19 protein-coding genes are annotated in these 21,146 nt (G+C 62.9%); all 19 read left to right on the top strand.

Features of this window, described 5'->3' with window-relative positions:
* Positions 1-14: 14 nt before the first annotated feature.
* The 19 genes from E5198_RS09095 (at position 15) to E5198_RS09005 (ending at position 21,078) form a co-directional block, all read left to right on the top strand.
* Positions 15-806: a ParA family protein gene (locus tag E5198_RS09095; protein WP_136489679.1), complete on the top strand. Its 792-nt coding sequence runs from the start codon at positions 15-17 to the stop codon at positions 804-806.
* A 10-nt stretch (positions 807-816) separates the two neighbouring features.
* Positions 817-1,686 (top strand): ParB/RepB/Spo0J family partition protein, encoded by an 870-nt coding sequence (locus tag E5198_RS09090; RefSeq protein ID WP_136489678.1) that lies wholly within the window; start codon positions 817-819, stop codon positions 1,684-1,686.
* 144 nt (positions 1,687-1,830) lie between these two features.
* Complete coding sequence (locus tag E5198_RS09085) at positions 1,831-2,229, top strand: F0F1 ATP synthase subunit I (RefSeq protein WP_136489677.1); 399 nt, start codon at positions 1,831-1,833, stop codon at positions 2,227-2,229.
* Positions 2,230-2,244: 15 nt separating this feature from the next.
* Complete coding sequence (gene atpB / locus E5198_RS09080; RefSeq protein ID WP_136489676.1) at positions 2,245-3,063, top strand: F0F1 ATP synthase subunit A; 819 nt, start codon at positions 2,245-2,247, stop codon at positions 3,061-3,063.
* Positions 3,064-3,127: 64 nt separating this feature from the next.
* Positions 3,128-3,355, top strand: coding sequence for a F0F1 ATP synthase subunit C (gene atpE / locus E5198_RS09075; protein ID WP_072325766.1), 228 nt, complete (start codon positions 3,128-3,130; stop codon positions 3,353-3,355).
* A 102-nt stretch (positions 3,356-3,457) separates the two neighbouring features.
* Complete coding sequence (locus E5198_RS09070; RefSeq protein WP_136489675.1) at positions 3,458-3,928, top strand: F0F1 ATP synthase subunit B; 471 nt, start codon at positions 3,458-3,460, stop codon at positions 3,926-3,928.
* 12 nt (positions 3,929-3,940) lie between these two features.
* Complete coding sequence (locus E5198_RS09065; RefSeq protein WP_136489674.1) at positions 3,941-4,477, top strand: F0F1 ATP synthase subunit delta; 537 nt, start codon at positions 3,941-3,943, stop codon at positions 4,475-4,477.
* Between the two features lie 15 nt (positions 4,478-4,492).
* Positions 4,493-6,037, top strand: a complete 1,545-nt coding sequence (atpA, locus tag E5198_RS09060) for a F0F1 ATP synthase subunit alpha (RefSeq protein ID WP_136489673.1) — start codon at positions 4,493-4,495, stop codon at positions 6,035-6,037.
* A 50-nt stretch (positions 6,038-6,087) separates the two neighbouring features.
* Positions 6,088-6,957: a F0F1 ATP synthase subunit gamma gene (gene atpG / locus E5198_RS09055; RefSeq protein WP_136489672.1), complete on the top strand. Its 870-nt coding sequence runs from the start codon at positions 6,088-6,090 to the stop codon at positions 6,955-6,957.
* A gap of 29 nt (positions 6,958-6,986) precedes the next feature.
* Positions 6,987-8,363 (top strand): F0F1 ATP synthase subunit beta, encoded by a 1,377-nt coding sequence (gene atpD, locus E5198_RS09050; protein WP_136489671.1) that lies wholly within the window; start codon positions 6,987-6,989, stop codon positions 8,361-8,363.
* Between the two features lie 74 nt (positions 8,364-8,437).
* Positions 8,438-8,872 (top strand): F0F1 ATP synthase subunit epsilon, encoded by a 435-nt coding sequence (locus E5198_RS09045; RefSeq protein WP_136489670.1) that lies wholly within the window; start codon positions 8,438-8,440, stop codon positions 8,870-8,872.
* A 162-nt stretch (positions 8,873-9,034) separates the two neighbouring features.
* Entirely contained in the window at positions 9,035-10,402 is a 1,368-nt protein-coding gene (gene glmU / locus E5198_RS09040; protein WP_136489669.1) for a bifunctional UDP-N-acetylglucosamine diphosphorylase/glucosamine-1-phosphate N-acetyltransferase GlmU, read from the top strand.
* Between the two features lie 278 nt (positions 10,403-10,680).
* A complete protein-coding gene (locus E5198_RS09035) occupies positions 10,681-11,454 on the top strand; it encodes a DeoR/GlpR family DNA-binding transcription regulator (protein WP_136489668.1) in 774 nt (257 codons plus the stop codon).
* An 18-nt stretch (positions 11,455-11,472) separates the two neighbouring features.
* On the top strand, positions 11,473-13,308 hold the full coding sequence (glmS, locus tag E5198_RS09030; protein ID WP_136489667.1) for a glutamine--fructose-6-phosphate transaminase (isomerizing): 1,836 nt from the start codon (positions 11,473-11,475) through the stop codon (positions 13,306-13,308).
* A 146-nt stretch (positions 13,309-13,454) separates the two neighbouring features.
* Positions 13,455-14,282 carry a TnsA endonuclease N-terminal domain-containing protein gene (locus tag E5198_RS09025; protein ID WP_102053042.1) on the top strand — a complete coding sequence of 276 codons (828 nt, stop codon included), beginning with the start codon at positions 13,455-13,457 and terminating at the stop codon, positions 14,280-14,282.
* 13 nt (positions 14,283-14,295) lie between these two features.
* Positions 14,296-16,356, top strand: coding sequence for a Mu transposase C-terminal domain-containing protein (locus E5198_RS09020; RefSeq protein ID WP_136489686.1), 2,061 nt, complete (start codon positions 14,296-14,298; stop codon positions 16,354-16,356).
* On the top strand, positions 16,349-17,959 hold the full coding sequence (locus E5198_RS09015) for an ATP-binding protein (protein WP_136489666.1): 1,611 nt from the start codon (positions 16,349-16,351) through the stop codon (positions 17,957-17,959). The genes E5198_RS09020 and E5198_RS09015 overlap by 8 nt, the downstream gene beginning before the upstream one ends.
* Before the next feature lies 1 nt (position 17,960).
* On the top strand, positions 17,961-19,463 hold the full coding sequence (locus tag E5198_RS09010; RefSeq protein WP_136489665.1) for a TnsD family Tn7-like transposition protein: 1,503 nt from the start codon (positions 17,961-17,963) through the stop codon (positions 19,461-19,463).
* On the top strand, positions 19,456-21,078 hold the full coding sequence (locus E5198_RS09005; RefSeq protein WP_136489664.1) for a Tn7-like element transposition protein TnsE: 1,623 nt from the start codon (positions 19,456-19,458) through the stop codon (positions 21,076-21,078). Before E5198_RS09010 ends, E5198_RS09005 begins: the two co-directional genes overlap by 8 nt.
* Positions 21,079-21,146 lie beyond the last annotated feature (68 nt).

The raw sequence follows: 21,146 nt of genomic DNA, 5'->3' as shown, positions 1-21,146 counted from the left end.
GAGAGATGCCGAGCATGGCCAAAGTATTCGCGATCGCCAACCAGAAGGGCGGAGTGGGCAAGACCACCAGCTGCGTCAACCTCGCCGCCTCGCTGGCGACGCTGCAGCGCCGCGTGCTGCTGATCGACCTCGATCCGCAGGGCAACGCCACCAGCGGCAGCGGTGTGGACAAGCTCGCCCTCGAGCATTCGGTGTACGACGTGCTGGTCGGCAACTGCGACCTCGCCGCGGCCATGCAGGCCTCCGAGCACGGCCGCTACCAGCTGCTGCCGGCCAACCGCGACCTCACCGCCGCCGAGGTCGGCCTGCTCGAGCTGCCGAACAAGGAACAGCGCCTGCGCCAGGCGCTGGCGCCGATCCGCGACAGCTACGACTTCATCCTGATCGACTGCCCGCCGGCGCTGTCGATGCTGACCGTCAACGCGCTGGTCGCCGCCGACGGGGTGATCATCCCCATGCAGTGCGAGTACTACGCGCTGGAAGGCCTCTCCGACCTGGTCAACAGCATCCAGCGCATCGGTTCGCTGCTCAATCCGAACCTGAAGATCGAGGGCATCCTGCGCACCATGTACGACGCTCGTGTCGGCCTGACCAACGACGTCACCGCGCAGCTGCGCCAGCACTTCGGCGACACCCTCTACGAGACCACCATTCCGCGCAACGTGCGCCTGGCCGAGGCGCCCAGCCACGGCATGCCGGCGCTGGTCTACGACAAGGCCTCGCGCGGCGCCAAGGCCTACCTGGAACTGGCGAAGGAAGTGCTCGTCCGCCAGCGCCGCGGCCAGCGCGCCACCACCATCGCTTGAGGAATTGCACATGGCTGTGAAGAAACGCGGTCTGGGCCGCGGTCTGGATGCCCTGCTCGGCGGCGCCACCGTCACCGCCCTGCAGGAGCAGGCGGCCAAGCTGCCGCGCGAGGAGCTGCAGCACCTGCCGCTGGACCTGCTGCAGCGCGGCAAGTACCAGCCGCGCCGCGACATGGATCCGCAGGCGCTCGAGGAGCTGGCCCAGTCGATCCGCCGCCAGGGCCTGATGCAGCCGGTGGTGGTGCGGCCGCTCGACGGCGAGCGCTACGAGATCATCGCCGGCGAGCGGCGCTGGCGCGCCAGCCAGCTGGCCGGCCTGGAGCGCATCCCGGCGCTGGTGCGCGAGGTCAGCGACGAGGCGGCGATCGCCATGGCGCTGATCGAGAACATCCAGCGCGAGGACCTCAACCCGATCGAGGAGGCCATGGCCCTGCAGCGCCTGCAGCAGGAGTTCCAGCTCACCCAGCAGCAGGTCGCCGAGGCGGTCGGCAAGTCGCGGGTCACCATCGCCAACCTGCTGCGCCTGATCGCCCTGCCGGAGGAGGTGAAGACCCTGCTCGCCCACGGCGATCTGGAGATGGGCCATGCCCGCGCCCTGCTCGGTCTGCCGGCCGCCCGCCAGGCGGAAGGAGCGCGGCACGTTGTCGCACGTGGCCTGACCGTGCGGCAGACCGAGGCCTTGGTGCGCCAGTGGCTGAGCGGCAAGGCGGAGGTGGAGCCGGCCAAGGCCGATCCGGACATCGCCCGCCTCGAACAGCGCCTGGCCGAGCGGCTCGGCGCGGTGGTGCAGATCCGTCACGGCGACAAGGGCAAGGGCCAGCTGGTGATCCGCTACGGCTCGCTGGACGAGCTGCAGGGCGTGCTGGCGCATATCCGCTGAAAGTAGCAGTGCGTAGCGAATGGTCTTAATTCACTACCCGGCAGTTGAACGGGGCAGATTCCCCCCCTATACTCCCGGCGCAATTTTTGCCGGCACAGGGTCTGCAGTGCAGACAGTCCAGCAACACGGAAGCGGGGCCACGCGGTGAACTTTCGCAACAAGACCCCCCTGCACCGCCTCGCGGTGTTTCCGCTGCTGCTGACCCAGCTGGCGGTGGCCCTGGTGGCTGCCGCGGTGGGAGGACTGTGGATGGGACCGGTCGCCGGATACTCCACGCTGCTTGGCGGCATGATCGCGTTTCTGCCGAACCTGTACTTCACGTACAAGGCCTTCCGCTACTTCGGAGCGCGTTCGGTGAAGGCCATCGTCCAGTCCTTCTGGTCGGGCGAGATGGGCAAACTGTTTCTGACGGCAGCGTTGTTTGCGCTGGTGTTTGCAGGAGTGGAGCGGTTGAACGTGGCGGCGCTGTTTGCCGGCTACGCTCTGGTGCTGGGCACCTCCGCGTGTGCGCTCCTGCTGGTGAAGGGCTTTCCGAAGCATTAGAGCATTGAGGCGTTTATGGCTAACACACCGGCTGAATACATTCAGCACCACCTGCAGAACCTGGTCTTCGGCTCCCATCCGGTCAACGGCTGGAGCTTTGCCAAGACTCCCGAAGAAGTGAAGGCAATGGGCTTCTGGGCCGTCCACGTCGATACCCTCGGCTGGTCGGTACTGATGGGCCTGGTATTCCTGTTCCTGTTCAGCCGTGTCGCCAAGCGTGCCAACGCCGGCGTGCCCAGCGGCCTGCAGAACCTGGTGGAAATGTGCATCGAGTTCGTCGAGGGTGTGGTCAAGGACACCTTCCACGGCCGCAACCCGGTGATCGCCCCGCTGGCGCTGACCATCTTCGTCTGGGTGTTCCTGATGAACAGCCTGAAGTGGATCCCGGTCGACTACATCCCGGGCCTGGCGCACCTGATGGGCGTGCCCTACTTCAAGATCGTGCCGACCGCCGACCCCAACGGCACCTTCGGCCTGTCCCTCGGCGTGTTCATCCTGATCCTGTTCTACAGCGTCAAGGTCAAGGGTTTCGGCGGCTTCACCAAGGAGCTGGCGTTCACCCCGTTCAACCACTGGTCGCTGGTCCCGTTCAACCTGTTCCTCGAGATCCTCGGCCTGCTGACCAAGCCGCTGAGTCTCGCCCTGCGTCTGTTCGGCAACATGTACGCCGGTGAGGTGGTGTTCATCCTCATCGCCCTGCTGCCGTTCTGGGCACAGTGGGCCCTGAATGTGCCCTGGGCGATCTTCCACATCCTGGTGATCCCGCTGCAGGCCTTCATCTTCATGGTGCTGACAGTGGTGTATCTGAGCGCCGCCCACGAAGACCACCACTGAACAGTGGACCAACCCTCGCTTTAACCAACGAAACCTTAACCTTTAGAAAACCTCAGGAGCTGTTATGGAACTCGTCTACATCGCCGCCGCCATCATGATCGGTCTGGGTGCTCTGGGCACCGGCATCGGCTTCGCCCTGCTGGGCGGCAAGCTGCTGGAATCCACCGCCCGTCAGCCGGAGCTGGGCGCCCAGCTGCAAACCAAGACCTTCCTGATGGCCGGTCTGCTCGACGCCGTGCCGATGATCGGCGTCGGTATCGCGATGTACCTCATCTTCGTTGTTGCCGGCTAAGTTCAGGCATCCGCGGATCATTGGCCGGACCGCGCCGTGCGCGGTCCGGCCTGCCGATGCTCTGACTACCCGGACCCACGAGATAGCACGAGGTAAATCGCTGTGAACATTAACTTGACGCTGTTCGGTCAAACGATTGCCTTCGCTATTTTCGTCTGGTTCACCATGAAGTTTGTGTGGCCGCCGATCACCGCCGCCATGCAAGCCCGCCAGAAGAAAATTGCCGAAGGTCTGGATGCCGCCGGCCGTGCCCAGCGCGACCTGCAACTGGCCCAGGAAAAAGCTGCCCAGACGCTCCGTGAAACCAAGGAGCAGGCTGCCGAGATTCTCGACAAGGCGAACAAGACCGCCAACGCGATCGTCGAGGAAGCCAAGCAGCAGGCCCGTGGCGAAGGCGAGCGTCTGCTTGCCAGTGCCAAGGCCGAAATCGAGGTTGAAGTGAATCGCGCCAAGGATCAGCTGCGCGCCCAGGTTGCGGCCCTCGCCGTCGCCGGTGCCGAGAAGATCCTGGAGTCCTCCGTGGACACCAAGGCACACAACGATCTGGTCGCAAAACTGGCCTCCCAACTCTAAGCGAGGCGAGCGATGGCAACTATCAATACGCTTGCTCGGCCTTATGCGAAAGCCGCCTTCGAGTTCGCTTCCGCAGCCAAACAAAGCGATGCCTGGTCGAACATGCTGGCGCTGAGCGCGGCCTTCGTGGAGTCCCCCGAAGTCATCGCCCAGCTGCGCAATCCGGCCCTGACCCGCGACCGCAAGGCCGAGGTTCTGGTTCAGCTGTGCGCTGAACGCATCGACGAGTCGTTCCGCAACTTCGTGGTGGCGCTGGGCGAAAACGATCGCCTGGAACTGCTGCCGACCGTGCGCGACCAGTTCGAGATGCTGAAGGCGGAAGCCGAGCGTTCGATCGACGTCGAGGTCGAGACGGCTCACGAACTGAGCGCCGAACAACTCCAAACTCTGGCTGCCGCCTTGTCGAAGCGGCTAGATCGCACCGTCCAGCCTACCCCGGTCGTCAATCCCGCCCTCATCGGCGGTTTGATCATTCGTGCGGGTGACCTGGTTATCGACGGTTCGGTCCGCGGCAAACTGAACCAGTTGGCCGAAGCGTTGAAATCCTGATTTGAGGGGCATGGCATGCAGCAACTGAATCCTTCCGAAATTAGCGAAATCATCAAGCAGCGTATCGCCAAGCTTGATGTGTCCGCTCAGGCCCGTAACGAAGGCACCGTCGTCAGCGTTTCCGACGGCATCGTGCGCATCTTCGGCCTGGCCGACGTGATGTACGGCGAAATGATCGAGTTCCCGGGTGGCGTCTACGGTATGGCGCTGAACCTGGAGCAGGACTCCGTCGGCGCCGTGATCCTGGGCAGCTACCAGGGTCTGAAAGAGGGCATGAGCGCCAAGTGCACCGGCCGCATTCTCGAAGTTCCGGTCGGTCCGGAACTGCTGGGGCGCGTGGTCGACGCACTGGGCAACCCGATCGATGGCAAGGGCCCGATCAACGCCAAGGAAACCGACGCGGTCGAGAAGGTCGCTCCGGGCGTGATCTGGCGTAAGTCGGTCGACCAGCCGGTGCAGACCGGCTACAAGTCGGTCGACGCCATGATCCCGGTCGGCCGTGGCCAGCGCGAGCTGATCATCGGCGACCGCCAGATCGGCAAGACCGCGATGGCCATCGACGCCATCATCAACCAGAAGAACAGCGGCATCCGCTGCGTGTACGTGGCCATCGGTCAGAAGCAGTCGACCATCGCCAACGTGGTGCGCAAGCTGGAAGAGCACGGCGCCCTGGCCAACACCATCGTGGTGGCTGCCAGCGCTTCCGAATCCGCTGCCCTGCAGTACCTGGCGCCGTACTCCGGCTGCACCATGGGCGAATACTTCCGCGACCGCGGTGAAGACGCCCTGATCGTGTACGACGACCTGTCCAAGCAGGCCGTCGCCTACCGCCAGATCTCCCTGCTGCTGCGCCGTCCGCCGGGCCGCGAAGCCTATCCGGGCGACGTGTTCTATCTCCACAGCCGCCTGCTGGAGCGCGCTTCCCGCGTTTCCGAAGAGTACGTGGAGCAGTTCACCAAGGGCGCCGTGAAGGGCAAGACCGGTTCGCTGACCGCGCTGCCGATCATCGAGACCCAGGCCGGCGACGTCTCCGCGTTCGTTCCGACCAACGTGATCTCGATCACCGACGGCCAGATCTTCCTGGAATCCGCCATGTTCAACTCGGGTATCCGTCCGGCCGTCAACGCCGGTATCTCGGTATCCCGCGTCGGTGGCGCAGCCCAGACCAAGATCATCAAGAAGCTGTCCGGCGGCATCCGTACCGCGCTGGCCCAGTACCGTGAACTGGCGGCCTTCGCCCAGTTCGCCTCGGACCTCGACGAAGCGACCCGCAAGCAGCTCGAGCATGGCCAGCGCGTCACCGAGCTGATGAAGCAGAAGCAGTACGCGCCGATGTCCATCGCCGACATGTCGGTGTCCCTGTACGCTGCCGAGCGTGGCTTCCTGGCCGACGTCGACGTGAAGAAAGTCGGCGCCTTCGAGCAGGCCCTGATCGCCTTCTTCAACCGCGACTACGCCGACCTGATGGCGAAGATCAACGTGAAGGGCGACTTCAACGACGAAATCGACGCAGGCCTGAAGGCCGGCATCGAGAAGTTCAAGGCCACTCAGAGCTGGTAAGCCGCAGCGGGAGCCGCAAGGCTCCCGCCTGCTAACCCGAAAGGTGTCAAATGGCAGGCGCAAAAGAGATTCGCAGCAAGATTGCGAGCATCAAGAGCACGCAGAAGATCACCAGCGCCATGGAAAAAGTGGCGGTCAGCAAGATGCGCAAGGCTCAGCAGCGCATGGCTGCCAGCCGTCCCTACGCGGTGCGCATCCGCGAGGTGATCGGTCACCTGGCCAAGGCCAACCCGGAATACCGCCACGCCTTCATGGTGGAGCGTCCGGTCAAGCGTGTCGGCTACATCCTGGTGTCGAGCGACCGTGGTCTGTGCGGCGGCCTGAACATCAACCTGTTCAAGGCCCTGATCAAAAACATGAAGGACTGGCGCGATGCCGGCGTTGAGGCAGAGTTCTGCGTCATCGGCAGCAAGGGTGCCAGCTTCTTCCGCAGCTACGGCGGCAACGTGGTCGCTGCGATCAGCCACCTGGGCGAAGCGCCGTCGGTCAACGACCTGATCGGCAGCGTCAAGGTCATGCTGGATCGGTTCAACGAAGGCTCGCTGGATCGCCTGTACCTGGCGTCCAACAAGTTCGTGAACACCATGACCCAGAAGCCGGTGGTTGAACAATTGCTGCCCCTGGCTCCCGCTACCGAGGCCGACGACGGCGCGAAGCAGGGCCTGTGGGATTACCTGTACGAACCCGACGCCCAGCAACTGCTGGATGCCCTGCTGGTTCGCTATGTCGAATCGCAGGTGTATCAGTCCCTGGTCGAGAACAACGCCTGCGAGCAGGCTGCGCGCATGATCGCCATGAAGAATGCCACCGACAACGCCGGTCAGCTGATCAAGGATCTGCAGCTGATCTACAACAAGGCGCGTCAGGCTGCGATCACGCAAGAGATCTCGGAAATCGTCGGCGGCGCTGCCGCGGTTTAAACAGGTTCAAATATTCAGAGGAACCAGATATGAGTAGCGGACGTATCGTTCAAATCATCGGCGCCGTTATCGACGTGGAATTCCCGCGCGATCAGGTGCCGAACGTCTATGACGCGCTGAAAGTCGAAGGCGCGGCCACCACCCTGGAAGTCCAGCAGCAGCTGGGCGACGGCGTGGTTCGTTCCATTGCGATGGGTTCCACCGAAGGCCTCAAGCGTGGCCTGACCGTGAGCAACACCGGCGCCGGCATCTCCGTGCCGGTCGGCAAGGCCACCCTCGGCCGCATCATGGACGTGCTGGGCAACCCGATCGACGAGGCGGGCCCCATCGGCGAGGAAGAGCGCTGGACCATCCACCGCGCTGCCCCGTCCTACGCGGAGCAGGCCGGCGGCAACGAGCTGCTGGAAACCGGCATCAAGGTGATCGACCTGGTCTGCCCGTTCGCCAAGGGCGGCAAGGTCGGCCTGTTCGGTGGCGCCGGCGTGGGCAAGACCGTGAACATGATGGAGCTGATCCGCAACATCGCCATGGAGCACAGCGGTTACTCCGTGTTCGCCGGCGTGGGTGAGCGTACTCGTGAAGGTAACGACTTCTATCACGAGATGAAGGACTCCAACGTTCTGGACAAGGTGGCCCTGGTCTACGGCCAGATGAACGAGCCGCCGGGCAACCGTCTGCGCGTCGCCCTGACCGGCCTGACCATGGCCGAGAAGTTCCGTGACGAAGGCCGCGACGTTCTGCTGTTCGTCGACAACATCTACCGCTACACCCTGGCCGGTACCGAAGTGTCCGCGCTGCTGGGTCGTATGCCGTCCGCGGTGGGTTACCAGCCGACCCTGGCCGAGGAAATGGGCGTTCTGCAGGAGCGCATCACCTCCACCAAGAACGGCTCGATCACCTCGGTGCAGGCCGTCTACGTTCCCGCGGACGACCTGACCGACCCGAGCCCGGCGACCACCTTCGCCCACCTCGACGCCACCGTGGTACTGTCCCGCGACATCGCCTCCCTGGGTATCTACCCGGCCGTCGATCCGCTGGACTCCACCTCCCGTCAGCTGGATCCGCTGGTGATCGGCCAGGAGCACTACGACACCGCTCGCGGCGTGCAGTACGTGCTGCAGCGCTACAAGGAGCTGAAGGACATCATCGCGATCCTCGGCATGGACGAACTGTCCGAAGCCGACAAGCAGCTGGTGTCCCGCGCCCGTAAGATCCAGCGCTTCCTGTCCCAGCCGTTCTTCGTGGCCGAAGTCTTCACCGGCTCGCCGGGCAAGTACGTGTCGCTGAAGGAAACCATTCGCGGCTTCGCCGGCATCCTCAATGGCGACTACGACCACCTGCCGGAGCAGGCGTTCTACATGGTCGGCGGCATCGACGAAGCCATCGAGAAAGCCAAGAAACTGTAACTGGCGCGCCCTGACGGGCGCTCGACCAGGCGGCGGCTGCCCCGGTAGCCCCGCCTGCTTACCGAGGCATGAATATGGCTATGACAGTCCACTGCGACATCGTCAGCGCGGAAGAAGAGCTGTTCTCGGGGCTGGTGGAAATGGTCGTCGCCCATGGTCACATGGGCGATGTGGGTATTCTGCCGGGCCACGCCCCGCTGCTGACCGATCTCAAGCCGGGTCCGGTGCGCGTGATCAAGCAGGGTGGCGCGCAGGAGGTGTACTACATCTCCGGCGGTTTCCTCGAAGTGCAGCCGAGCATGGTGAAGGTCCTGGCCGACACCGCGATCCGTGCTGCCGACCTCGACGAGGCTGCGGCTCTCGAAGCCCAGAAGGCTGCCGAGAAGGCGCTCAGCGAGAAGGGTGCCGAGTTCGACTACTCGACCGCTTCCGCCCGTCTGGCCGAGGCTGCTGCGCAGCTGCGGACCATTCAGGAACTGCGCAAGAAGTTCGGTGGTCCGATGCACTGATCCGCATTGCGGCCCAGTCGTCCGGTTCACCAGAAAAGGGGGTAGCTTTGGCTATCCCCTTTTTTTATTTTCGGCTGCAGCGCGTCGTGTCTGCACCGCTGCCCACCGTTTCTGTTCATTTCGCTCCAGCCCAGGTCTGGGGCTGCATAGGGAAGTACACCCATGAGTCTGGAAATCGTCATCCTCGCTGCCGGCCAGGGCACCCGCATGCGCTCGGCACTGCCCAAGGTGCTGCATCCGGTGGCCGGCAAGCCCATGCTCGGCCACGTCATCGATACCGCGCGCGCCCTGCAGCCGCAGCGCATCCACGTGGTGATCGGCCACGGCGCCGAAGCGGTGCGCGAGCGCCTGGCCGCCGACGACCTGAACTTCGTCCTGCAGGAGCAGCAGCTCGGCACCGGTCATGCCGTGGCCCAGGCCCTGCCGTTCATCGACGCCGAGCAGGTGCTGGTGCTCTACGGCGACGTGCCGCTGATCGAGGCGCCGACCCTCGAGCGCCTGCTGGCCCACGCCGGCCCCGAACAGCTGGCCCTGCTCACCGTCGAGCTGGCCGACCCCACCGGCTACGGGCGCATCCTCCGTGATGGCGAGGACCGGGTGACCGCCATCGTCGAGCAGAAGGACGCCAATGCCGAGCAGCGCGCCATCCGCGAGGGCAACACCGGCATCCTCGCCATGCCCGGCGCGCGCATGGCCGAGTGGATGGGCCGCCTGTCCAACAGCAACGCCCAGGGCGAGTACTACCTGACCGACGTGATCGCCATGGCGGTGGCCGACGGCCTGGGCGTGGCCACCGCGCAGCCGGAGGACGCCATGGAGGTGCAGGGCGCCAACGACCGCCGCCAGCTCGCCGAGCTGGAGCGCCACTACCAGCTGCGCGCCGCGCGGCGGCTGATGGCCCAGGGCGTGACCCTGCTCGATCCGGCGCGCTTCGATGTGCGCGGCGAGGTGACGGTCGGCCGCGACGTGGTCATCGACATCAACGTGATCCTCGAGGGCCGGGTGGTCATCGAGGATGGTGTCGAGATCGGCCCCAACTGCGTGATCCGCAACAGCACCCTGCGCCGTGGCGCCATCGTCAAGGCCAACAGCCACCTGGACGGCGCCGAACTGGGCGAGGGCGCCGACTGCGGGCCGTTCGCCCGCCTGCGCCCGGGCAGCGTGCTGGGCGCCGGGGCGCACGTCGGCAACTTCGTCGAGCTGAAGAACGCGGTGATGGGCGAGGGCGCCAAGGCCGGCCACCTGGCCTACCTGGGCGATGCCGAGATCGGCGCGCAGAGCAACATCGGCGCCGGTACCATCACCTGCAACTACGACGGCGCCTACAAGCACCGCACGGTGATCGGCGTGGATGCCTTCATCGGCACCAACAACTCGCTGGTGGCGCCGGTGACCATCGGCGACGGCGCCACCACCGCCGCCGGCTCGGTGATCACCAGCGAGGTGCCGGCCAGCACCCTGGCGGTCGGCCGCGCGCGCCAGCGCAATATCGACGGCTGGCAGCGCCCGGTGAAGAAGCCCAAGGGCTGAGTCTGCCGCCACCGCACTGTGGATAACGCTGCGCGGAGCGTTGCCTGCGGCGGCGAGAGGACCTGTGGACAAACTGCATGCTGCAGTTGTCCACAGGCCGATAGCTTTGGCCCGACAGAAATCATGTGGATAACGTGCTGCTCCGGTTGTCCACAATCCACGGGTCCAGGCCGGGCATGCGGATGGTTTCGTCCGCCGAGGCTTGACGCCCGGAGCCGGCTGAGTTTTGATTCGCACCTATAATTTACGAATCGAAACTTTCGAAACGAAACCTGCGAATGTCCAAGCGCAACACCCCGCAGCGTCGTCACGCCATCCTCGCCCTGCTCGCCGAGCAGGGCGAGGTCCATGTCGAGGCTCTGGCCCGCCATTTCCAGACCTCGGAAGTGACCATCCGCAAGGACCTGGCCGCGCTGGAGAACAACGGCCTGCTGCTGCGCCGCTACGGCGGCGCGGTGCCGGTGCCCCACGAGCTGGTGACCGAGCACGCCCAGAGCGTGTCGCCGTACAAGCAGGCCATCGCCCGCGCCGCGGCCGCCTGCATCCGCGAGCATGCGCGGATCATCATCGACAGCGGCAGCACCACCGCGGCGCTGATCCCCGAGCTGGACCGCCGCCCCGGCCTGGTGGTGATGACCAACTCGCTGAGCGTGGCCAACGCCCTGCGCGAACTGGAGCAGGAGCCGGTGCTGCTGATGACCGGCGGCACCTGGGATCCGCATTCGGAGTCGTTCCAGGGCCAGGTCGCCGAGCAGGTGCTGCGTTCCTACGACTTCGACCAGCTGTTCATCGGCGCCGACGGTCTCGACCTGGCGCGCGGCACCACCACCTTCAACGAGCTGCTCGGCCTGTCGAGGGTGATGGCCGAGGTGGCGCGCGAGGTGATCGTCATGCTCGAGGCCGACAAGGTCGGCCGGCGCATGCCCAATCTGGAGCTGCCGTGGAGCAGCATCCACACCCTGATTACCGACGAGCGCCTCGAGCCCGCGGTGCGCGAACAGATCCAGGCGCACGGCATCCGGCTGATCTGCGCCGCCGTCCCCAGCCGATAGATCGAAAGGAGAGCCCGCATGTGCGGAATTGTTGGAGCCATCGCCGAACGTAACGTCAGCGCCATCCTCATCGAGGGCCTCAAGCGTCTGGAATACCGCGGCTACGACAGTGCCGGGGTGGCCATCTGCGGCCCGGACGGCCAGCTGCGCCGCAGCCGTCGCATCGGCAAGGTCGCCGCGCTGGAGCAGGCGCTGACCGACGAGCCGCTGCCCGGCCGCCTGGGCATCGCCCACACCCGCTGGGCCACCCACGGCGTGCCCAGCGAGGCCAACGCCCACCCGCACTTCTCCGGCGAGGCGCTGGCGGTGGTGCACAACGGCATCATCGAGAACCACGAACAGCTGCGCGAACGGCTCAAGGCGCTCGGCTACGTGTTCAGCTCGCAGACCGACACCGAGACCATCGTCCACCTGCTGCACCACACCCTCAAGCGCCTGCCCGACCTGGCCGATGCGCTCAAGGCGGTGGTGCGCGAGCTGCATGGCGCCTACGGCCTGGCGGTGATCAGTGCCGCGCAGCCGGATCGCATCCTCGCCGCGCGCAGCGGCAGCCCGCTGGTGATCGGCCTGGGGCTGGGCGAGAACTTCCTCGCCTCCGACCCGCTGGCCCTGCGCCAGGTCACCGACCGCTTCGTCTACCTGGAGGAGGGCGACATCGCCGAGATCCAGCGCGACAGCGTGCGGATCTGGGATGCCGACGGGCGCAGCGTGCAGCGCGACACCGTGCAGTTCCACGAGGGCGCCGAGGCGGCGGAGAAGGGCGAGTACCGCCACTTCATGCTCAAGGAAATCCACGAGCAGCCGCGGGTGGTGCAGCGCACCCTGGAAGGCCGCCTGGGCAGCGACCACGTGCTGGTGCAGGCCTTCGGTCCGCAGGCCGCCGAGCTGTTCGCCCGGGTGCGCAACGTGCAGATCGTCGCCTGCGGCACCAGCTTCCATGCCGGCATGGTCGCCCGCTACTGGCTGGAGGAGCTGACCGGCGTGCCCTGCCAGGTCGAGGTGGCCAGCGAGTTCCGCTACCGCAAGGTGGCGGTGCAGCCGGACAGCCTGTTCGTCACCATCTCGCAGTCCGGCGAGACCGCCGACACCCTGGCCGCTCTGCGCAACGCCAAGTCGGCCGGCTACCTGGCCAGCCTGGCGATCTGCAACGTCGGCACCAGCTCGCTGGTGCGTGAATCCGACCTGGTGCTGCTGACCAACGCCGGCCCGGAGATCGGCGTGGCCTCGACCAAGGCCTTCACCACCCAGCTGGTCGGCCTGCTGCTGCTGACCCTGGCCCTCGGCCAGGTGCGCGGCACCCTCGCCGCCGGCGCCGAAGCCGAGCTGGTCGAGGCGCTGCGTCGCCTGCCGGGCAACCTGCAGGAGGCGCTGGCGATGGACAAGACCGTCGAGCAGGTCGCCGCGCTGTTCGCCGAGAAGAACCACACCCTGTTCCTCGGTCGCGGCGCCCAGTACCCGGTGGCCATGGAGGGGGCGCTGAAGCTCAAGGAGATCTCCTACATCCACGCCGAGGCCTACCCGGCCGGCGAGCTCAAGCACGGCCCGCTGGCGCTGGTCGACAGCGACATGCCGGTGGTCACCGTGGCGCCCAACAACGAGCTGCTGGAGAAGCTCAAGTCCAACCTGCAGGAAGTGCGCGCCCGCGGCGGCCAGCTGGTGGTGTTCGCCGACCGCGGCGCCGGCATGGCGGACGGCGAGGGCACCCACGTGGTGGCCATGCCGCCGATCCACGACCTGCTCGCGCCGATCCTCTACACCATCCCGCTGCAGCTGCTGTCCTACCACGTCGCCGTGCTCAAGGGCACCGACGTCGACCAGCCACGCAACCTGGCCAAGAGCGTCACCGTGGAATAACCGCGCGCGACGCCCTTTCCCCCTGTTGTGGGATGCAAATAAAGGTTCATCCGTACAAATAAAGTGTCATCCTTATAAATAAAGTTTCATCCTGAGCCTGTATCCGCTATGTTGATGTCATCGACACAGCGGGGGCAGGCTTTCTCATGTCTGGAACATTCAAGGGGCTGACCCAGGCCCAGATCGATAGAAGGCTCAAGGACGGGCGTGGCCAAGGCCAGGGATCAGACTACAAGCCGTTCATCTACACCAGGGACGTGTCCTCGCTGGGTCGCTCCCACCGCCTGCCTGGCAGCAAGACTCGGCGCCTGCACCATCTTCTATCCGATCTTGAGCTGGCCATCTTCCTGACCTTGGATCGGTCTCCCCATGTCACCGATATTCGTGAACAGTTCCCGATGCGAGTCGAAGATACGGTGCGCATCGCCGAGGAGCTTGGCCTGCCCCACGGGCGTTACAAGGGCACCCCGCAGGTACTGACCAGCGACTTCTTGGTGGACTTCGAAGATCCTCAGCGCCCGAGCATCGCGATTCAGGCCAAGTACAGTACCGACCTGCAGAAGCCTGAAGTTATCGAGAGGCTTGAGCTTGAAAGGCGTTACTGGCAGGAAAAAGGTATTCCCTGGGGTATCGTCACGGAGCGCGAGGTATCCAAGGTGGCATTTGCCAATATCCAATGGCTCTATCCTGCCCATGCTGAAGACGACATCGCTCAGGACGATCTCGCCCATTACCAGCAGCTGTTTCTGCTCGAGTTTCAGCGTCACCCAGACCGGAAGCTGACCGCTATTGCCCAAGGACTGGATACCTCCGGCCAGCTGGAGGCCGGTCAGGCGCTCTATTGGCTACGCCAGTTGCTGGCCCGGCACTGTTTCCTTTTCGATCTTGACACTCCTTACCGGGAGCTGAAGCCGAAAGACCTGGTTGCCAACCCTCATCAAATGCATCAGGAGCTGAGCAGTGTTGCCCGTTAACCAGGTGTTCCGGATGGGGGAACTGCGAAAGCGCCTGCTTTGGTCCGGTACCGAGCAGGCAATCTGGATCGATATCGATTCGGACACGGCGTTGCCCGAACCGATATCGATTGCAGAGCTGGAGCGTCTGCTCATGGAGCGGGAGCTGGAGAGCATTGCCGATCCCTTCGAGGAAACAGTCCTACGGGAGGTGGAGGAAGGTTCTCTTGATCAGCAGAAGCGTGATGAAGCTTGGGCAATGCTGGCGGATTTTGTGCACGATCCCCAGCTTTTCGTGCGGCACCCCAGAGGGCTCATTGTCAGAGGCATCATGGAGCGCCATGGTGTCACCAATCAGACGGTGTATAGGTTACTGAGGCGCTACTGGCAGCGGGGCATGTGTAGGAATGCCCTCTTGCCGGACTATGTCAACTCGGGCGCCCGTGGCAAGCGCAGAAAGCCGAACCAGGCCAAGCTGGGCAGGCCCAGAGTGGTGATGGAGGGGAAAGGAAGCAATGTCACGCCGGACATCGAGCGCATTTTTCGCCGGGTCATCGAGGAACGCTTGCTCAAGGAAAAGCATCCGTCCATGCCTGATGCCTACGCCTCCGGGCTGAACTTGCTCCGTGCTGTTCTGCCGGAGCTGCCGACCTCCGAACTGCCTACATTGGGGCAGTTCCGTTACTTCTATGGGCGCGAATATCACTTCACCGACACCTTGCCACGCAGGGTGTCCGCAGTGGATTTTGCCAAGGACTTCCGACCGCTCAGCAGTACATCGACGACCGAGGCACTGGGGCCCGGATACCGCTACCAGATAGATGCCACCATCGCCGATATCTATCTGGTTTCAGAACATGATCGCAGCCTTATCGTCGGCAGGCCTGTCGTTTACATGGTGATCGACGTGTTCAGCCGCATGGTCGTTGGTATGTACGTCGGATTCGAGGGGCCTTCCTGGGTCAGTGCCATGTTGGCATTGGTCAACACGGTCGCCGACAAGGTTGAGTATTGCCGCCAGTATGGAGTGGAGATCGATGCCAGCGACTGGCCGGTCAAAGGCTTGCCGGATGTGGTGCTGGCCGATAAGGGCGAACTGAATGGCACCAAGGTGGAAGCATTTTCCCAAGCCTTCGGCGTTCGCATCGAGAATGCACCGGCCAGGCGAGGAGATGCCAAGGGGATCGTCGAGCGTTATTTCCGGACGGTGCAGGAGCGTTTCAAGCCCTATGCCAGCGGTGTGGTCGAGCACACCACCAGCCGGAAGCGGGGTGGCCACGACTACAGGCTTGATGCCAGTCTGACCTTGCCCGAGTTCACCCAGATCATCATTGCCGGCATCCTCTACCACAACAACTTTCACACCTTGAGCAAATACGACAGGACCTCTGGTATGCCGGGCGATCTGCCAGCCATCCCGGTCATGCTGTGGAACTGGGGCTTGGCCAACCTGACCGGCCGGTTACGTACTGCGCCCGAGGAGCTGGTGCGGATCAATCTTTTGCCCCATGAGTCGGCCACGGTTTCGGAGCTGGGAATCAGGCTGTTCGGCTGCTTCTACACCTGCCAGGAAGCAATCAGGGAGGGTTGGTTTCACCGAGGCCAGGGGCGCCGGCCGACAGGGGTAACGGTCGCATACGATCCGCGTAGCGCCGACCACATCTACCTGCGGCCGTCCAATAGTCTCAAGGACTACTGGGTTTGCGATCTTGCCGACCGCAGTCGACGCTTCAGGGGGATGACCTTCTGGGATGTCTGGCTGCTGTCCAGAGAGGAACGGCGTAGCGATACCAACGCGGCGACGGAAGCTTTGGTAGAGAGAGGCAATCTTCTGAGGCAGATCGAGTCCATCGTTGCCCAGGCAGAGGATGCCAGTCCGGTCAAAACGGGTATGACCACGAAGGATCTGGGAACCCAGATCCGCGAGAACAAGCAGCAGGAAAAGCGCCAGGAACGCCAGAAAACAGCATTCAAACCGGAGAAAGCACAGCAGGAAAAGCCAGCCGAGGTGATCCCACTGCGGGGCGAGAAGCAGGAAGATTATGCCTTCCCAGATCTCAGTGACCTGATATTCAAGGAGGAAGAGGATGACTGAAGAATTCCAGCGCGGAGTCATTCCCCTGGCGCGTTACCAGGAGCAGCAGCTTCCCGAGTATCAGGACAATCCGCTCATCAGCGCATTGCCTCCGATTCCTGATCTGCAGGAGGTGGTCGGTCTATTGCAGCAGCTTCCCGGTTTCGAGCCGCAGGAAGCGCTTCTGGATGGTCGGCTCAGGGCTCATGCCATCGCCCGCCTGTTGCACGGCTTCTTCCAGCCGCTGAGCCATCACTTGGAGCTGGAGAGCAAGATCAGTCTGATGATTCGTCAGGGCTACATCGGTCGGAATCCGGCCAGCGGTGCCTGGTATGCGCACCTGCAGAATGGCTATCGCCGTGTCGAGGAGGAGGATCTGGATGCGGCGGTGTACCAGAGTGTCTCCTCTACGGCCAACAGCCTGTCGCTGTTCGGCTGCTCCGGTTGCGGCAAGACGCGCACGCTGGAGCGGATTCTGGGCATGTACCCCCAAGCTCTCCATCACCCTGATTACAACATCACCCAACTGGTCTACCTGAAGATCGACTGCCCAATTGACGGTGACTTGGATGAGCTGTGCCTGAGCTTCTTCAACGAAGTAGACAAGATCCTGGGTACCCACTACAGCCGTAGCCACGGACGCAAGAAGCTGGGTACCAAACGTCTGCTGGCATCCATGTGCCAGGTGGCCAATCTGCACGCGCTCGGAGTGCTGATCATCGACGAGGTTCAGAACCTCAACGAGGCACGCTCCGGTGGTGCCGAAAAAATGCACAATTTCTTCGTGTCGCTGGTGAACACCATCGGTGTTCCGATCATTCAGGTCGGCACCCACCGGGCCAGCAAGTTCTTCCAGCGCACGTTCCGGGCTGCTCGGCGGGTCTCCGGGTTGGGCAGCATCCGCTGGGATAGGTTGCCTCGGGACGAGCATTGGAAGCGTCTGTTGAAGCGGCTCTGGAAGTACCAGTGGCTGCGAAATGCGGCGCCGCTGGATGACGAACTGGAGGCTACGATGTACGACCTCACCCAAGGGGTCATGGACATCGTCATCAAGCTGTTCGCGCTGGCGCAGATCCGGGCGATAGTGACAGGCGTCGAGTGCATCAAGCCGCTATTGCTGCGCAGGGTTTTCGAGGACGAGTTCAAACCGGTCCATCCGATGCTGGCGGCCTTGCGGAGCGGTAGGCCCGAACTGATCGCAAAATATGACGACCTGCTGATGCCAGAAATCGAGGGACGGTTGCTGACCCTGACGCGCGCTCTGGATAACGTCGCCCAACCGAAACCGCCGATCCCTCCAGCTGATGACAAGGCGAAGCGGCTAGCCGCCCTGCTCGAAGATATGGAAATCCCGAGGGACATCGCCATTCCCATGGCCGATGAATTGTTGGCGGAGAATCCGGACATCCCGCTGGCGGCCCTGATTCACAAGGCCACGGCCTACCTCGCGCAGGACGCTCCCAAGAGGCCCGGCATTTCCAGAGTTAAGCGGACGGAGTGGGGGGGCCTATCCGAGGAGGATCTGCGCCGACGTTATGCCGATGGGCCTGAAAGCGAGGCCTATGACAGATTAAAGCAGGCTGGCTTGATCCTCGATCTGCGGCCTCTGCTGAGAGCGAGCTGACATGTACTTCCCCAGGCTCTACCCGGACGAACTGCTTTACAGCGGTATTGCCCGGTGCCGGGTACATCTGGGGATAGGCAACCACAAGACCTTGCTGCACATGCTGTTCGGTGACAGCAAGGTTGCCGCGATCACCGATCTGCCCACACACCTGACTGCGTTGGCGAACAACACGGGCTTGGATGCGGAAGGCATGATCCTGAATCACACGCTGTTCCCGCTCTATGCCCCTTTCATTCCGCCGGAGCGCCGTACCGATCTTTTTCAGGCCATGCTTGCTCCCGACCGGCCGACGATTGGTTTGTCTGGGGCCTCGACGGCCTTGGTCAAGTGGCCCGATTGGCTGCGTTACTGCCCGATCTGCTTTGAAGATATGGCTGCACGCTACGGTGAACCCTACTGGCGGCGTAGCTGGCAGATTCAAGGGATAGATGCCTGTCCCGAGCATGGCTGTCAGCTCCTGAACTCACCTATCCCGTTCCGTCGAGCGCAGCGGCATGAGTTTCATCCAGCCTCTCCACTGTTTCTGCCTCGTGATCTTCGCGTGAGTCCCGTGGGCGAAGAGGCTATCAGGCTCGCCAAGGCTGCTATGCAGCTGCTGGCGCTCGAAGAGGTGCAATCGCCTGGCTACGGACGCTGGACCAACCTGTACCGGTACCTGGCTACAGAGTGCGGAGCCAGGCGCGGCCGGCAGGTCAGGGCTGAAGTCATCTGGGAGAAGATCCTGGCATCCCATCGCAGGGAATGGCTTGCTGCGAACGGTCTGCTGACATCGGGAGAGCCTCCACCTTGGCTGTTGGCGATGTTCAGGAAGCATCGCAAGGGATTCAGTGCGCTGCAGCATCTGATCGTCTGGACCAGCCTGCGCCCTGGCCAGCATGCTGGCGAGCTGATCAGCGAGGCGAAGACTCGCCAGTTCGACCTTGCCTCCGACCGGTCAGTGCCGCTGCTCCCCGCTGAGTTTGAGCAAAAGCAGCAATACCGAGCCGTTTGGCTGCAAGCACTGGCTAATCACGGTGGAGCCAAGGCAGCCAGGCAAAACGGAGGGGAGGCATGTTACGCCTGGCTCTATCGTCATGACCGACACTGGCTGATGGTTGCGAACCAGGTCAGGCAGCGCCGACAGGGCAACAACAGCCACATCGACTGGCGAGCGCGTGACAGAAAGCTGGTGCGCCTGCTGATCCGGATTGGCAGAGGTAGTGAAGAAGACCTGGGCCTTCCGCGCAGGAGTCGCAACTGGTTCCTGCAGCAGCTACCCCATCGGGCATCAGTCGAGCACCGTCTCGATCAACTGCCTCTGTGCCACACCTTCCTGGATCGCTATGCCGAGTCCGTCGGCGAGTATCAGATCCGTCGCCTGACTGCAGCGATGCTGGAGGATGTACAGACAGGCATAACGTCCAGGCGCTGGGAGCTGGAAAAACGTTGTGGATTGGAAAAAAGCAGGGTGGCACCACTGACCACTGCGTTCATTCGATTGATAGGAGGCTGGATTGAATAGGACAGTATTTCGTCAGATCCCGAACGGATCCAGATTGCTGGCCGTTGGAAATTTTTTCAGGGCCAAGACTCCGGCGGCCCAGTGGCAGTTGGCGGCTCTCTTTGAGCGTAACGGTCAGCTGCAGCTGCAGCGGTTCGCACAGGAGATGTCGTGTGTCTTGGCCGTTGGTCGCGAGTTTCTTGGCGAAGACGGGGCTCCTTATCGTCCCAGTGGTTTCAAGAAGACGGTGGTGCTTCCTGCAATAGATACCTGGCGGGAAAGGCAGTTGGGTGAGTGCCCACGACTGGCCAGAAGGCTTGCTGCAAATCCTGAGATATCTGGACAGCGATGCTTTGTGTTCGAGATCGATGGTCTGACCGTCTGGCTGCCGAAATTCGAGCTGGCACGAAAAATGTTCTTCCACGCAGCCTTCATCGTTCGTGCAGCCTTCGCACCGAATGGCTTGGACATGGCCTTCACGATCTACAGAGAGGGCGATGTTGTTCATATCCATACGCCCCCGAAGACGGGTGCCCCAAGTCAGCTTCTCAAAATCAAGGGATACAGAGACCATTTCAGTTGGCTGCTGCTGAATCAGGATGTGAAGCGATCCTTCGAGTCAATCTGGCAAAGCCTCAATCAAAGGCAAGAGCGGGTACCGCAAGAGTCGGCGTATGCCAGGTGGCAGTTCGACTTTCAGGCACCCCCTTCCCTCGCGGGTACCACCATGGATGTGCGAGGCCCCTTTGATCCGGAAAGCAACGAATTGCTGGTCTGGGAGATCGAAAAGCTTCAGGGGCTCCGGTTTAGCCATCGCGGTGATATTTTTTTCCACCACCCTGCTCTCAAGTCACCCGTCAGGGGAGAAAACACAGGCTGTGTATCCGTGCCATCGGGAGCTAAAGAGTTGGAGGTGGATGCTGACGAAGAGCCGACTGCTGCCAAGGAGCAGAGGTTGATTCATCTGCCCGTTGAGGGAGTCACGTTTGATGCTCAGCTGCGCACCAAGATCGCCTACAACGAGGAGCGTGCCAACGGTCATGGCAAGAAGGTTGACGACGAGCAATGCCCGAGCAGAGAAAGCCAACTCTTCGGCGTGGCTGATCCTGTGAGCGAGGGCAGCATAGCGTCAGGAGAATTCCAACAATTGGGTGAGGGAGAGGGTGATGGGGACGAGCATGAACGGCTTGCAGATCGCTTCTCGCTGCTCCGAGAGATTCTTGAACAAATCACCCAAGAGTCTGGAGTTGCGCTGGTAGCACTGGAGGTGAGGCCTCTGCCGCCCGTTCCACGTTGCAGCTACCACATGATCGATCACGGAAAATCACGCTGTTATCTGCTGGCAAGGTTCAAGCTGCAAAACGGCGGTCAACGCTACCTTCTAGAAATAGACACCTCAGACAACCGGAAGACCATGTCAACGCGGATCATGGGCTTCAAAGCAGGTGTTGAGGTAGGAAAATGCATAGACAGGATCTTGAGGGAGACAGTGAAAGGCTCGTTGCGCTGGCCAGGCACCATGGCGAAGTACTGTGAGCCTTTGCACTCTGTGCATCACCCGAAAGAAAGCTCATCTGGGGCCAACCATGCCAGGGTGTTCGACTGGAAGCAGCGGATACGCGCGGCCCTAGGCTGATTGCAGAATGCACCGCAGTTCGGCTGCGACACATCTTGTCGCGCACTGCGTGTAGCCTCCCCGAAACT

Source organism: Pseudomonas sp. A-1 (genome assembly GCF_004801855.1).
Taxonomy (GTDB): domain Bacteria; phylum Pseudomonadota; class Gammaproteobacteria; order Pseudomonadales; family Pseudomonadaceae; genus Geopseudomonas.
The sequence above is the reverse complement of the archived record's forward strand: the minus strand, read 5'-3'. Positions and strand labels throughout refer to the sequence as shown.

What these genes read in the sequence shown, in the direction of transcription:
- E5198_RS09095 (WP_136489679.1), top strand. Translation starts at nt 15, where the DNA reads ATGGCCAAAGTATTCGCGATCGCCAACCAGAAGGGCGGAGTGGGCAAG.
- E5198_RS09090 (WP_136489678.1), top strand. Translation starts at nt 817, where the DNA reads ATGGCTGTGAAGAAACGCGGTCTGGGCCGCGGTCTGGATGCCCTGCTC.
- atpB (WP_136489676.1), top strand. Translation starts at nt 2,245, where the DNA reads ATGGCTAACACACCGGCTGAATACATTCAGCACCACCTGCAGAACCTG.
- atpE (WP_072325766.1), top strand. Translation starts at nt 3,128, where the DNA reads ATGGAACTCGTCTACATCGCCGCCGCCATCATGATCGGTCTGGGTGCT.
- E5198_RS09065 (WP_136489674.1), top strand. Translation starts at nt 3,941, where the DNA reads ATGGCAACTATCAATACGCTTGCTCGGCCTTATGCGAAAGCCGCCTTC.
- atpA (WP_136489673.1), top strand. Translation starts at nt 4,493, where the DNA reads ATGCAGCAACTGAATCCTTCCGAAATTAGCGAAATCATCAAGCAGCGT.
- atpG (WP_136489672.1), top strand. Translation starts at nt 6,088, where the DNA reads ATGGCAGGCGCAAAAGAGATTCGCAGCAAGATTGCGAGCATCAAGAGC.
- atpD (WP_136489671.1), top strand. Translation starts at nt 6,987, where the DNA reads ATGAGTAGCGGACGTATCGTTCAAATCATCGGCGCCGTTATCGACGTG.
- E5198_RS09045 (WP_136489670.1), top strand. Translation starts at nt 8,438, where the DNA reads ATGGCTATGACAGTCCACTGCGACATCGTCAGCGCGGAAGAAGAGCTG.
- glmU (WP_136489669.1), top strand. Translation starts at nt 9,035, where the DNA reads ATGAGTCTGGAAATCGTCATCCTCGCTGCCGGCCAGGGCACCCGCATG.
- E5198_RS09035 (WP_136489668.1), top strand. Translation starts at nt 10,681, where the DNA reads ATGTCCAAGCGCAACACCCCGCAGCGTCGTCACGCCATCCTCGCCCTG.
- glmS (WP_136489667.1), top strand. Translation starts at nt 11,473, where the DNA reads ATGTGCGGAATTGTTGGAGCCATCGCCGAACGTAACGTCAGCGCCATC.
- E5198_RS09025 (WP_102053042.1), top strand. Translation starts at nt 13,455, where the DNA reads ATGTCTGGAACATTCAAGGGGCTGACCCAGGCCCAGATCGATAGAAGG.
- E5198_RS09020 (WP_136489686.1), top strand. Translation starts at nt 14,296, where the DNA reads ATGGGGGAACTGCGAAAGCGCCTGCTTTGGTCCGGTACCGAGCAGGCA.
- E5198_RS09015 (WP_136489666.1), top strand. Translation starts at nt 16,349, where the DNA reads ATGACTGAAGAATTCCAGCGCGGAGTCATTCCCCTGGCGCGTTACCAG.
- E5198_RS09010 (WP_136489665.1), top strand. Translation starts at nt 17,961, where the DNA reads ATGTACTTCCCCAGGCTCTACCCGGACGAACTGCTTTACAGCGGTATT.